The sequence below is a fragment of the Bosea sp. 124 genome (genome assembly GCF_003046175.1).
Classification (GTDB): domain Bacteria; phylum Pseudomonadota; class Alphaproteobacteria; order Rhizobiales; family Beijerinckiaceae; genus Allobosea.
Genome location: NZ_PZZM01000001.1, coordinates 3,170,757 through 3,183,642 on the forward strand (window position 1 = coordinate 3,170,757; position 12,886 = coordinate 3,183,642).

The following is a 12,886-nucleotide window of genomic DNA, read 5'->3' on the forward strand; positions in this document are numbered from 1 at the left end:
CGCGGCTCATGGTGGCTTACGGTCAGCGCGTTGATATTCAGTTTCCGGTAGGCTCCAGGATCTCGGCATCAATCCTGCGGACCTCGAGCGCCAACCGCCGAAGGTCGCAGCGCTGGTATTCGGCTTGCGGCAGATATCGAGAGCCGGCGCTGCCTCCTCAGCCTGGCGTGGAGCGAATGAGGCGGCGGCCCTCGTCCTCGAAAGCTCGGCACAAACGATGTCGCCGGCCGAGCAAGCGCTGCGGCTCAAGCGTCAATTTTTCCGGTAGATCAACGCAATATTGGATGAAAACGGGCCCAGCGGCAGCCCTGTGAAAACGACTTCCGGTTTCCGGGCCAGAGGCCACTCGCCGAGCAAGGTTTTCCTGCTGATAAAGTCGACGTTCTCGACATGGGTCCAATGATCATATCGCGTTCCCGCGAGCACGCGTCGAAAGAGGCTGGGAGCGTAGTGCAGCAGCGGAATGCTGGTGTGATGCTCAATCGGGAACCAGCGGTTCGGAACCGTCATGAAAAGCGACCGCGCGACACGGAGTTGTTCCTCGAGGAAGGCAATCCGCTGCGCGGCGCCGCCGACATGTTCCAGCACGGCGTTCGAGCAGACGATATCGAACGTATCGTCAGCGAATGGAAGAGGTTGATGAGGTTCGATCTGTCGGTAGCTGACGAGAGGATAGCGCTCCTGAACCGCCGTTCCCGCCCCGAGCCCGGCACATGTGATATTCTGCGCAAACGGGTAGTTCTTCTCAAGAAAATTTGCCCCGTCGTTCTCATCATCCGAGACGCCAACATCCAGAATTCTGGTGCTTTCGGCCGGTTGCATCTTGCTCATGAACAAGTTGAACATCGACATCCTCGCCTTCACGAGGAGGCCCATAGCCGTTCCCGTAGAAACGCCGTCGCGATAATAGACGGCATCGATATTTTCACGCTTCTCCAGTGCAGCCATTATATTTCGCCTTTTCACTTCTTGCCGGTGCTGCGAGCGCCCGAAAAAACCAGGTTGTCGTAAAGGAGGAAATTGACGACCAATCCGGACGCAGCTCCGGCCACATAGGCCGGAAGGTGATACCACACCGCGTCAAAACGAGAGATCGGATAGGCGACAGCGAGGTTCGCCAACGCACCGATGCTGCTGGCGGCAAGGTAGCGCAGATACTCCACCGTTACATTGGCGAGCTTCCCCGAACGAAATGCCAGTGTGCGATTCAACTGCCACGTCACGGTCGCTGCAAGGAGCGAGGCAAAGACGCGAGCGGGGACGAAATCAACCTGAAGCCATACGGTCGAGCAGAAGAACGTGGCGGCATCCACGACAAAGCCCACGACGCCGACACTCAGGAAAAAGCCCGCTTTCTTAAACATGTTCTTGGTTCAAGGCGCGCGAAAGCCGAGATAGTGCAGTCGCTTGAGCTCGCGGCGTCCGGTCGTAACCGTGTCCAGGATCAAGCCGCATACAAGGCACAGCATCGATGTCAACATCATGCCAGTCGCGAGGACGGCTGTTGGCAAACGAGGCACCAGGCCGGTCGAGATATATTCGACAACAACCGATGCGCCGAGCGCGATGCTGCCGACCGCAATTACGCTTGCAATGAATGCAAAGAAGTAGAGCGGGCGCTCCTCCTTAACCAGGAGCCCAATCAGGCGCAGGATTCGAAACGCATCGCGAAATGTCCGCAGTTTGCTCTCCGAGCCCTCCGGTCGTTCGCCGTAGGGCGTTTCGACCTCGGATACAGGCATCCGCAGTTCGAGTGCATGCACGACGAGTTCCGTCTCGATCTCGAACCCGGCAGACATGGCTGGGAACGATTTCACGTAGCGACGCGAGAACGCCTTGTAGCCGGACAGCATGTCACGTGTCGCCGTGCCGAAAATCAACCGCACCAGGCCTGTGAGCAGTTTGTTGCCGAAAGCGTGCCCTGGCCGGTAGGCATCGGAGGATCGCGCCGTCCTGGCGCCATTGACCATGTCGTAGGGCCCTTCGAGCAACTCTGCGATGATCCGTTCGGCGCTGGGCGCATCGTAGGTATCGTCGCCGTCCGCCATAAGGTAGATGTCCGCTTCGATGTCACTGAACATCCGCCGGACCACATTGCCCTTGCCTTGACGTCGCTCGGTCCTGACGATCGCTCCAGCAGCTTTGGCTACTGCGGCGGTGTCATCCTTCGAATTATTGTCATAGACATAAATGTCTGCTTGCGGGAGCGCTTCCTTGAAATTGCGCACGACGTTGCCGACCGTTGCCGCTTCATCATAACACGGAATCAGGATGGCAATCCGTAGTGTGTCGGCACGGGTTGCGATGGCAGGCACCGCCGGCGCAGCAATGTCGGTAGTGTGGATCGACATGTCCAAATCCATCTCGTGCTCCTTCTGTACCTGATCGCTTCTATGATGCAGGTATTATGGCGTATTTCGACCACAGAAATATAAGGTAGCGCCGATCGCTTCGGCTGATATTCGGCAAGGACCGACAGAACTCTCGACCGCTGAGAGATATGCGCTTCTGTTGTCGTCGTAGAAATCATGGCTGAAGATAAGCCATATCGCTCTCTCGCCCGTACTATCCCTCCGGAGATCATCGATATACCCAGGGTTTACCTTGTATACCGGCTCATCAATCGATGCTTTTTCCATGCACCCGCCACGAATGGGCCAAGCCTCAGGGCTGCTGGTGCGATCGAGCATTCCAACCAGCCTGACGGTGGGGCTCGACAGCAGTGAAGCGGCGGGCTGCGCACCGCAATATACCCAGAGCGGCACTGTCGGGGCATGTGTCGCTATATGAGCGAGAAGTGGACTGAGTTCCTGGTTCTGCCATTTCGCCTGTCGATAAGCCCCGGCGAAAATGACACTCAGGAACAGCGCCGCCAGTGCACTCGCGGCAATCAGTCGGAGCCTGCGTGACAAGAAGCTTGCGAGGAAGCGCCAGCCCTCTACCAGGGCAATCGCCGCGACGATCAACGTGACAGGTGCAATGAACAGGAAAAACCTTGCCTGATCGAATGCGATGAGGCCGAGCAGATTGAGAACAATTGATATACCGAACACGGCGATGAATGTGAGGACGAAGAACGTCCCCGCCCGCGCCGCAAGAATTACCATGGCGACGATCAAGCCGGCGCCAATCAACGCTGATGATGCATATGCCACGCTTTTGAGCGGGGTTGCCGCTCTTATCGCCGGCTCAATATAGCGGAACCCAATCGGGTCAAGAAGAATGGCGATGAGTCGGATAATAATCTTGACGTTATAACCAAATGATTGGTCAAAATCAAATTTTCCTCGATCAAATATATAAGCGTAGCCACTCATGATGTATGTCAGGAGTTGCTTATTGATAAGAAAGTAAATCGTGACAATGGCGAGCACGCTCATCGTGCCAGCTATAATGAATCTGGCAGAGAGCGGTCCCGGATACGCCGACGAATTGTGCGGCGAGACATCTCGGCGTATTAGGTGAATCAATCTCTGGCTAAACACCCCTGCCAATACGGCGCAGACGATGATCGGGGCTGTATAGGCTGCAAATCCAGCTATGATCGAGCAGGCGAAGAATCCGAGATGGGACAACCAATCGTCGCGCTCAACGAGGCGCCACCCACTCAGGAGAACAAGGGTGCTCGCGGAAAATTCAAGGCCATACTGCTTTATCTCCGTCGAGTACGCCCATATCAGCGGACTCGATAGAATAATTGCCGTTATCGCGAGCGTATAAGCCAGAGAGTACGTCTTCGAGATACCGTATATTATCGCGACTATTCCGATGAGAATGGCGGCGACGCTCACAAATCTCAGCCACCGAACCTGCTCCAGCACCCCGCTGTCGGGCAGAAGCGCTCGCGCGATCCACATATATCCGACTGGAGCGGCTTGATCATAAAAGGGGAGCGGTTTGGAAAAATCCAATTCCGGCTTGAGAATATTCCATAGCAGCATCGATTCATCCGACCATGGGTCTCGCGATGTCGCGTATCCCACTGCGAAGTGAAGAGTCACTACAAACAAAATAATAAGTATAGCAGATAAACCAACGCCTCTCTGACGTCTGTCCAAGCAATCTTGAGCTGAATTTCGTGCAATTCTTGCCATGTATGCATTGGTCACACGGCGCTCTCCTTTCGTCAAGGTGTGTATTGGAGGGCGTTCTGGAAATGGTTTATATCGCTTCCGTAACTGAGCTGCGACTGACTTTTCATCCAACGAAGCTTCAAATTTTGGTCGGTTTCGCGCGGAATTGCGCGGCGACGGTGAGATGAGCTGAATAGGCCGCCCGCGTGACAGATCCGGGCGCCGTATGAGGAACGCAGCCGATCGTGGTCATCAGCCAGGTTGAGTTCCTGATTCTGGCATGGTCGAGGCCGAGGAGCGGGCTTGCATTGCGCAACCTGTCGCGCATGTGGCCGTTAAGCTCTCGCAGAAGCCGCCTAACGTAGCCTTGCCTGGCGCGAGAAGGGGGCCAGGCGAAACGATGTGATCCTCATCGCCGCTTGATCGATGAACTGGATCTGGATTGCCTTTGTCGGGAGCCGGATCGTGCGCGGGCGTCCCAAAGCCGGCGGCATATCGCGGGCGCTTTTGCGTCGCCAGCTTGACGGAGCGGCTGGGGATCGAGGCGCGTGAGTGCCGACCGAGCGCTTCGAAGCCAATGGGTGCGACATCGATGCCGGCCGCCCACTACGCTCTCAATCACTTAACGCAATTTGCGCGCATGCCAGCTGGCGAGGCAACGGCATTTGGCCCGGGCAATGTCACTTCTCATCGTGCACGACTATCCGCCTTTGCAGGACGATGACGCCCGGGACGTTGTCATTCTGCGAGACTGCCGCGAATTCTTGCCCGTTCTGAGCTTCTTTATGGTCTTTTTCCCGCCGACGCTTGGCGTTGGCGCGTTCCATGATCGCCGCGAAGCGATGCCGCTTTATTCTGCTCGACATGAGAGGCCCCGTTCAGATTGGCACAAACTGTTCTGGTTTGGATCGGCGTAGACGTGGTGGTTATCCACAGCGCAACTCCGATGCCGGGGCCTCATTCAAACGTTGGACGAGTGTGCCGCCGAATGCTCCTTGCTGGCCGTTGCTTGACGCTCGGCGGGCTGAGAGCCCAATCCCGAACGCAACGCCGCATCGGCGGCATAGAACGCCCCCCCCCCCCCGCGGCGCTGAATGCGACGCGGCCTTTCACCCGAATATCGCTCGCTGCAAACGCGCCAAGCCTCGGGAAGCATCGTGCTGGAAAATCTGTTCAACCCGACCCGGATCGTGGCGGCCAGCCGCCGGAGCCCGTCACGGCCGGATGATCGTCAGGTCGGGCCCGGAGGATGGGTTCAGCCCGTCGCTAGCGACAATCCCACAAGGCGCCTACGACGCGGCAGGATCGATCTCGCAGGCGGGCGAAATTGGAGGCGCTGCTCTCCGGCGCTTGCTCTTTGCCCTCGGCCCTGGCGGAGGTGGAGCCGGCTCCGTCGACCGGCTTGCCTGGCGGTTTCAGGGCCATGCCAAGCCCAGCGCGTCAGTGTCTCCAGTCGCGGTCGGGCGCTTGGCCGAGCGGCACGCTCATCGCGAAACGGGCTGTTGCCTGCCCGATTTCAACCGCTATGCGCCGAAGGCCCGGTAAGGTGGCCTACGTCGACAATTGAACTCTTGGAGCGGGGCGCGCCGGCCCTCGCGGGCCGGCGCTGGACGATCACGCGGCCTTTCGGCGTCCCTTTGGAGTCGCGCTGGCCGCTTTCCGGCCCAGGCCGATCGCTTTTGCCATCCGCGAGCGCGCCTCGGCGTAGTTCGGCGCGACCATCGGATAATCGGCCGGAAGGCCCCACTTCGTCCGGTATTGCTCGGGCGTAAGGCCGTATTTGCTGCTCAGATGGCGCCTCAGAGACTTGAACGCCTTGCCATCCTCCAGGCAGATGATCGCGTCCGGCGTCACCGATTTGCGGATCGGGACGGCGGGAACCAGCGGAACCGCGGCCGGAGCCTCCGGCTCGCCCCCGAGTTTCAGAAGCGCGGTATGAACGTTGGCGATCAGGCTTGTGAGGTCGGCCGGCGTGACGCTGTTATTACTCACATATGCCGAGACAATATCGGCAGCTAAGGCAATCAATTCAGCGTCTTTTTCGGACATGTTTCGAAACTCCGATCTTTTTGGTGAGATATTGTGCAAGGCCACGCTTCGATGGGTCTCCGAGGCTGGCAAGAAAGCATCCAGGCCGCCGAATCAACGCGAGAACCAGATATGGCTCCATATCATCCGATTGTGGCGGGACCGCAAGTTAATGATCGTTAAAATTTTTCAAGATCGGTGCTTGGGGGAACTGTCCAGCGGACGACAATAGGCCGGACCTCAACTTCAAAGCGCCTAAATTTTCAACGGAAAGCCGCCCTGAATTGCGGCCTGCGAGATCCGCGCCACGCCTGCGTGGATCATCGACAAGACCACGGATCGGATCGTAGTCGATTTCCCTTGAGAGTCCGACCCGCTCCCACCTCGTCCCGCCGAAGGGCGACGTCGTCGACCCCGACAATCCACAAGCGGCTGCGTGAATCATCTTCGCCCTGCGATGACGCCGGATGAAGAAATTCGGCTGCTCCAGGCACGACCATCCGAGAAAGCGGCGGCGGCGTGATGTTTTGCATCGTCCCGTTTCAAAGGCGAGGGGGCGTTCTCGAGGCTCCTCGGCATTCGGCGCGGCTTTCGCGCAAGTCCCGTGCCGCCTTCAGGTTCTCGGTAGTCGAGGGGCGGTGGCGTAAGCGACTATAATGTATAATAATTTTATCAGAAAGCGCTGGCTGGGGCGGGAGGATACCCAGCCAGCATGCCAAACTGCCGAAATCAACTGAACCTATGACCAAAATCAGTTGATTGACGCGATCTTGTGTACCACCATCGTGTCCCAATTCACAAGCGCCGCAGGAACCATAACGACTTGTGATCCAGTCTGGGCGGATCCACTCAGGGGCAGAGGTTCGAAATCTTTTCGAACGTCTGGAGAAGAAGGGCGTCGCCCTTCGCATCTTGTCGTTCGGCGGAGGCACGCTCGACACATCGAACGCCACTTCAAAGCTGATCCTGACCGTGCTTGCTGCCACGGCATCCTGGGAGCGCGCGGTCATGTTAGAACGCCAGCTTGAGGGCATCGCCAAAGCCAAGGCCGAGGGCAAGTACAAGGGCAAGTACAAGGGCCGTGCGCCGACCGCCCGCAAGCAGACCGACACGGTCCGCGCTCTCCATGCCGATGGGGTGAAGGTCGCCGAGATCGTCAGGCAGGTCGGGATCAGCCGGGCCAGCGTCTATCGATGCCTGGGCCAGAACGCCGCCGTCACGTAGGGGGTTCTGGCCGCCAGTGCTGCGACACCGTCGCCAGCAGAAACCGGACGATCAGGCCACCATCACCAGCCTCGCGGAAACGACCGTTTGTGAGAGAGGGAGCAGGGAGCTTCCGCTCACATGAAATTCAACGCGGCAGATTAACTACGTTTCCGGTTTTGGGCGATTTCGGGTAACGCTCCGGCTGGGACATGATGGCATCTCTTTCAGTCCGCGCTACTGCCTCCAATACTTGCTCAATAGCACGCCGGAGGCGCTCGTCCTCCGGTGCCTCGTCATCAAGGGCGAGGAAGGCGTTAATCAGGAATGCTTTGCATTGGCGGTAATTGCTCATGCTCACAGATTGGGCCGGAACGATGAACGTCCAGGGAACGAATTAAGCGCAATTCGACTAGCTGGCACCGGCGTACCGTGTTCGGGTACTCACCCATCGAAATCAGATGGTCCAGCTACGCTCAGCCAGGCTGCGGAGGATCAGCGTCAGGGCCGTAAAAATGGGCTCTTTCGAAGCCCCCTGGAGGTCCGTTTGCAGGGGCTGGCTCAGGGGCGCGCGACGATCAGGGACGAAAAAAAGTAGCGGGAGGCGTCCGGTGACCGGACGAACGGGGAGGTACGAATCCACCGAGAGGACCTTACATTCCTCGACCGGCGAGCCGCTGGGACGGTGAGCATATCATTTGGGACGTTGCGCATAGAAACGGCGAAGCGTGACGTGCAGCGACATGTTCATGCGTCCAGGTGCGACTGGCAAGGTCGGGATGATCAGACGGCCGACCGTCTATCTGAGGTGGCACAAATCAGAGTTGGCGAGAATCTTGACGCAAAGTGCCGCATCGCTGAATTTGGGTTCGATCGTCAGACACACTCAGTTTTGTCCGCACGACTGATCATGCTCAACTCGGCATGCTACGGCGACGAGTCCCCGCCGCACTTGGGTCTCCACCGACAGCTTGGGAGGACGGCCATGTTCGAGGAATTCAAGAAATTCGCTCTTCGCGGTAACGTTGTCGATTTAGCGGTAGGCGTGGTCATCGGAGCCGCGTTTGGGGCGATCGTCGCTTCGTTGGTGGCCGACATCATCATGCCCATCATCGGCGCGGTGACGGGAGGACTGGATTTTTCGAATTATTATGCGCCGCTTTCATCCAAGGTGCAGGCCGGTCTTAGCTACGCCGACGCCAAGAAGCAGGGGGCTGTACTTGGATATGGGCAGTTCATTACAATAGCGCTTAATTTCGCGATCGTCGCATTCGTGCTGTTTATCGTTATCCGGGGCATGAACAAGATGAAGCGGGCCGAGGACGCCAAATTGGACGTACCCAAAGCTCCCGAGATTTCGGCAGATGTTAAGTTGCTGACCGAAATCAGGGATCAAATGGCAGCGTTGAATGCCAAACTTGTCGGACGATCCTGACGTGATCGCTGATTGCATGTCTGTTCAGCCGGAGATTACGCTTGGTCGAGACCGCACGACACGACGCCTGGAGCGCGGGAGATAGTTGCGACCGCTACATGGGCCGATGGAGGCGGAAGATTGCGCCGCTGTTCCTCGATTGGTTCGACCCACCTACCGGTTTGGACTGGCTAGATGTGGGGTGCGGGACCGGCGCGCTTTCCGCTGCCATTGTCGCTCAGTGTTCGCCGAAAAGCGTGCTCGCCATCGATCCGTCTGAGGGCTTTCTCCAGACCGCGCAGGCGGCGCTCGCGGATGAGCGCATACAGTTTCGACTAGGGGACGCCCAAGCCCTACCAGCAAAGCCGGGAAGCGTAGACGTGATCGCCTCCGGGTTGGTTCTCAACTTCGTGCCAGATCGTACCAAAGCGCTTAGCGAAATGCGGCGCGTCGGGCGTCCGGGTGCACTGATCGGGTTTTATGTCTAGGACTATCCCGGCGGCGGCATCGAGTTCATGCGAGCTTTTTGGCGGGCTGCGATTGAACTCGATCCGAAGGCCCTCGACCTGATGGAAAGCAGACGCTTCCCGTTCTGCACCCCGGAAGGGCTAACAGCCCTGGTTAAGGATGCGGGACTGGATGTTCTCGGTCATGCGCCGATCGAAGCTCCTACGGTGTTCTCGAACTTCGACGACTACTGGCAGCCGTTCACGCTGGGAGCAGGCCCAGCGCCGGGCTACTGCATGAGTCTTGAGCCGGATCACCGGGAGCGTCTGCGGCAGAAACTCGATCAGACATTACCCCGTCAAGAGGACGGATCAATACGGCTGAGGGCGAGAGCATGGGCTTTGAAGGCCAGCGTCAATTGAACCGATTTCGATTTGGAGGGCTGCGCGCGGCGCAGGCTGGGGGGCCACCATCCTTGATCCGATTTTCAGGCGGTGGCTGAAAGGAATGGTGATACGCTGGCGTTGTAGTCCGCCGGAGAGTCATTCATGACCCAAGAGCAGAGGGCTGGGTTGGCGCGGTTGATGCTCTGTTGGCCGGAAGGTCGTGCTGCGCTCCGTCTTATGAGCGCTTCAGACATTCCCCTGTTGGACCTTTGCGAAGCCTACAACCTAGCTTGCAACGCCGCCGCTTATTGGTCGAAATCGAATTCTGCAAACGCGGCCGAAATTGCCGATGAATACCGCTCGCTCGTTCCCGAAATCGAAGCCGAGGCTCGTCAAAGGGTGAATGGGCCGCGTGGTTCCTGATAAGTTCTCCTCCTTTCCGCAGGGCGGGGTCGGAATTTAGATTTTTTCCAACGTGTGGAAACTTTCCTCCGCTGCGACGTTTTTCATGTCGTTTATGGGAGGAGGACATGACATCGAGTAATCGATCACACCGCCCTCTGGATGCTGGCGAGAATATAAGGCCAGCAGAAGCAGACGCTTCGACCGGCCAATCAGCGCCCGTTCATGAAGGTTCTTTTGCTTCAGTATTGTGGATAGTCATGGTGTTATGGCTGGCATTGCTCGGGTTTGGTGGATTGTGGGTATACTCTTGGCTCGGCGGGTAAGAGACGTACATCCATCATAGTCTCACTGGATCGTGCCCGCCTCTTCGACCGTGAGCCTCCAAGCAAACAAATATCGATCGCGTCAGTGCAGTCTGAGCGAATGGTTTGTTGAGCCAAGGCAGGTCTACGTCGGGGGGCAATTCTGTATAGCCTGTGGCAACAAGATCGGCTGGCGGGGATAGACAGCCCGCACCTATAGGCCATTTGTACGCCTGTCATTCCGGGCATCGCCTGATCGGTTATCGCAACATCGAAGACATTCACTTGCCGACTGGACCGGTAAAGTCGCTCTCATTGTGCGCAATGAAGCCGGGGCAGTGGCCGGAAATTCGCCACTGAAGCGGGCTCCAGAGAAGATGGCTCAGTCGTGGTGCGAGCCGGTCGTTTTGGCGGATGCAACGCCCGTCTTGCATACGGTGGTCTCGACAGTTTCGCCGCTGTGGTTCAGGCGCTTCCAGCGCTTCAACTCGGACTGAAAATAATAGGTCGGTAGCCCGGCTTGCGTCGCCACCAGCTTTTGGTTCTCGAAGACGTACGTGTGGGCTTCGCCGCCGATTTGAACATCCGCTCGGCCCGTGTCCTCGCGATGATGGATCACGACAACATCGCTCTCAAACTTGCATGTGTATGTCCGGGTCGTGTGTAGCTCGTCGTGACTGGCGAGAATGAGCGCGCTCGGGATAGCCAGCGCTGCGAAATGCACAGTCATCGCGACCTCCTGCCTGATATCGAGTAAGACGCTGTTTTCGCAGAAAAGTTCCCTCATTCCAACGCCAACTGAAATAATCGTAAAACGTGAGCGTTTGCACGTTGGGCACAACCTGAGCGAAGCTCCGCTCGAAAACTTGCGCTAAGCCTCTCATTATGAACGCTTATTCATGGAACACCTGCTCTAATCAGCAGTTTTATTCTGTGGCGGGGGCCGTCCCAAAGGGAGAAGAACCATGATCAAGAACATTGCTCTGATCGCTGCCCTCGCTCTCGTCCCGGCCACTGCCTTCGCGCAGTCGAACTCCGGCGCGGCCGGTGGTGCGGCCAGCGGCGCGGCCACGGGTGCTGTCGGTGGTGCCATCGTCGGCGGTCCTGTCGGGGCCGTGGTGGGCGGCGTCGGTGGTGCCGCTGCTGGCGCTATCGTCGGTGGCATCGCAACCGAGAACCGCACCGAGTTCCGCACGTACGTGAAGGAACAGAAGGTGCCTTCGGTGACGTACCGCGAGAAGGTCGTCGTCGGCGCGACGTTGCCCGACACGGTGACCTATCGCGAGGTTCCGGCCAAGTATGGCAAGACCGAATATCGCTACACCGTGGTCAACGACCAGACCGTTCTGGTTGAGCCCAAGACGCGCAAGATCGTTCAGATCATCGAGTGATGAAATAGGAGCCCGCCCTTTCAGGGGCGGGCTCTTTTTTCCATGAAATCAGGAGCGACACGCTATGATCAAGACCCTATTGTTGGCTGCGGGCATTGCCGCAACCGCGCTAATCACGGCTCCCGCACACTCTCAGGTTCGGGTCGAAACGCGCATCGAGCGCTCTGACGACGACGGCCCCCGCTATCGGGAGCGGCGTGGATACGAGGAACGTCGAGGCGGGTATGAACGCCGGATCGTGCGAAGCCGCTTCCGTGATGATTGTCGAATGGTGGAAAAGCGTCGCGTCAACCGGTTCGGCGAGGTTGTCATACGGCGTACGCGTATCTGCGGGTGACACCATGAGGCGGTGGGCAGTTGTTGCGCCCGCCGCTTCTCTGCTTTTCCAGCCATTGTTTCGACAGGAGAGTCCTATGCGAACGCTCGTTCTCGTTGCGGTGGCAATGCTGGGCCTGGGCTCGATGCCGCCATCCCCCGCACGAGCCGCGCCGGTCGCGGCACTGACAGCCGTTGAGATGCCAGACCATATCGAGCAGATCAAAAAGGGTGGTCACAAGTTCAAAGACCACAAGGGTTGGAAGGGCGCGCGGCACTGGAACCGTGGCTATGGGCCCGGTCGGTATTATGGAGGTCCCCCGCCGCACGCTCGCGCCTACGGGCGGGGCGCGCGCGACTTCGGCTACTACCGCTACTGGTAAGTTTGCCCCTGCGACGGTCTCGGTCGGCCGAGATCATCGCGCTTTGTTGCAGTCACATGGTGGGAATGGGCACATGCCCCAAGGCAGGCAGGCCCTACGGCAAGCTTTCAGACGCTTCGAGCAGGAGGTGCCGCTCTGGCTCGGCGTTGGCCTGCGATGGCTCCGCCACCCTGCTTCTCGATGGCTTCGCATATCAGCGTGCTTATCTATCCCAGCAGCAGGCTGACACGCTGTATCTGAGGTGGGAAGCCTGCATGGTAGGCTTCCTGCAAGCAAGCCCAGCAAGCTCTATGCGGACGGGGGCCCTCGACGGCTGTCAACTGGTGGAGGGCGCACGCCCAGCAGCGCGTCGCTTCGCGCTTCTTCACGCCGGGGTCTCCAGCGTTCGCGCATGCGATGCTGGGCCTGATCCCGGCTGGGAAGAGATAGCACGCGACGAGGAGGAGTATCGTCCCTCGCGCGCCCCTTACTTTTGATCGAGGCAACCATCGGCAGACGCCGAAGATCTGAACGTTGTCCTGATGAAGGTGCCACCTGCC

General features: G+C 58.4%; 14 protein-coding genes. 7 read left to right on the top strand and 7 right to left on the bottom strand.

Features of this window, described 5'->3' with window-relative positions; translation table 11 throughout:
- Nucleotides 1-252: 252 nt before the first annotated feature.
- From C8D03_RS14930 to C8D03_RS14960, 6 genes are all read right to left on the bottom strand, one after another.
- The gene (locus C8D03_RS14930) at nucleotides 253-948 is read right to left on the bottom strand and encodes a methyltransferase domain-containing protein (protein ID WP_108047291.1); all 696 of its coding nucleotides are present in this window, start codon (nucleotides 946-948) and stop codon (nucleotides 253-255) included.
- 14 nt (nucleotides 949-962) lie between these two features.
- Nucleotides 963-1,364 (bottom strand): GtrA family protein, encoded by a 402-nt coding sequence (locus C8D03_RS14935; protein ID WP_108047293.1) that lies wholly within the window; start codon nucleotides 1,362-1,364, stop codon nucleotides 963-965.
- 9 nt (nucleotides 1,365-1,373) lie between these two features.
- Nucleotides 1,374-2,363, bottom strand: coding sequence for a glycosyltransferase family 2 protein (locus tag C8D03_RS14940; protein ID WP_248308480.1), 990 nt, complete (start codon nucleotides 2,361-2,363; stop codon nucleotides 1,374-1,376).
- A gap of 42 nt (nucleotides 2,364-2,405) precedes the next feature.
- Nucleotides 2,406-4,109 carry a hypothetical protein gene (locus C8D03_RS14945; protein ID WP_146170179.1) on the bottom strand — a complete coding sequence of 568 codons (1,704 nt, stop codon included), beginning with the start codon at nucleotides 4,107-4,109 and terminating at the stop codon, nucleotides 2,406-2,408.
- 644 nt (nucleotides 4,110-4,753) lie between these two features.
- Complete coding sequence (locus C8D03_RS26180) at nucleotides 4,754-4,939, bottom strand: hypothetical protein (RefSeq protein ID WP_146170180.1); 186 nt, start codon at nucleotides 4,937-4,939, stop codon at nucleotides 4,754-4,756.
- A 748-nt stretch (nucleotides 4,940-5,687) separates the two neighbouring features.
- On the bottom strand, nucleotides 5,688-6,122 hold the full coding sequence (locus C8D03_RS14960) for a Ros/MucR family transcriptional regulator (RefSeq protein ID WP_108047300.1): 435 nt from the start codon (nucleotides 6,120-6,122) through the stop codon (nucleotides 5,688-5,690).
- Nucleotides 6,123-6,926: 804 nt separating this feature from the next.
- Between C8D03_RS14960 and C8D03_RS14965 the strand changes: the two genes are divergently transcribed.
- From C8D03_RS14965 to C8D03_RS26185, 5 genes are all read left to right on the top strand, one after another.
- Complete coding sequence (locus C8D03_RS14965; RefSeq protein WP_108047302.1) at nucleotides 6,927-7,325, top strand: recombinase family protein; 399 nt, start codon at nucleotides 6,927-6,929, stop codon at nucleotides 7,323-7,325.
- 964 nt (nucleotides 7,326-8,289) lie between these two features.
- A complete protein-coding gene (gene mscL, locus C8D03_RS14970) occupies nucleotides 8,290-8,739 on the top strand; it encodes a large conductance mechanosensitive channel protein MscL (RefSeq protein WP_108051672.1) in 450 nt (149 codons plus the stop codon).
- 41 nt (nucleotides 8,740-8,780) lie between these two features.
- Complete coding sequence (locus C8D03_RS26795; protein ID WP_248308481.1) at nucleotides 8,781-9,206, top strand: class I SAM-dependent methyltransferase; 426 nt, start codon at nucleotides 8,781-8,783, stop codon at nucleotides 9,204-9,206.
- Between the two features lie 27 nt (nucleotides 9,207-9,233).
- Nucleotides 9,234-9,587 (top strand): hypothetical protein, encoded by a 354-nt coding sequence (locus C8D03_RS26800; protein ID WP_248308482.1) that lies wholly within the window; start codon nucleotides 9,234-9,236, stop codon nucleotides 9,585-9,587.
- Nucleotides 9,588-9,713: 126 nt separating this feature from the next.
- Nucleotides 9,714-9,974, top strand: coding sequence for a hypothetical protein (locus C8D03_RS26185; RefSeq protein ID WP_146170181.1), 261 nt, complete (start codon nucleotides 9,714-9,716; stop codon nucleotides 9,972-9,974).
- A gap of 666 nt (nucleotides 9,975-10,640) precedes the next feature.
- Here the strand turns inward: C8D03_RS26185 and C8D03_RS14980 are convergent.
- Nucleotides 10,641-10,988: a hypothetical protein gene (locus C8D03_RS14980; protein ID WP_146170182.1), complete on the bottom strand. Its 348-nt coding sequence runs from the start codon at nucleotides 10,986-10,988 to the stop codon at nucleotides 10,641-10,643.
- Between the two features lie 235 nt (nucleotides 10,989-11,223).
- Here C8D03_RS14980 and C8D03_RS14985 point away from each other — a divergent pair, with 235 nt between their 5' ends.
- Together C8D03_RS14985 and C8D03_RS26190 are read left to right on the top strand one after the other, a co-directional pair.
- Nucleotides 11,224-11,649 (top strand): DUF1236 domain-containing protein, encoded by a 426-nt coding sequence (locus C8D03_RS14985; RefSeq protein ID WP_108047306.1) that lies wholly within the window; start codon nucleotides 11,224-11,226, stop codon nucleotides 11,647-11,649.
- Between the two features lie 64 nt (nucleotides 11,650-11,713).
- Complete coding sequence (locus C8D03_RS26190) at nucleotides 11,714-11,986, top strand: hypothetical protein (protein WP_146170183.1); 273 nt, start codon at nucleotides 11,714-11,716, stop codon at nucleotides 11,984-11,986.
- Nucleotides 11,987-12,886 lie beyond the last annotated feature (900 nt).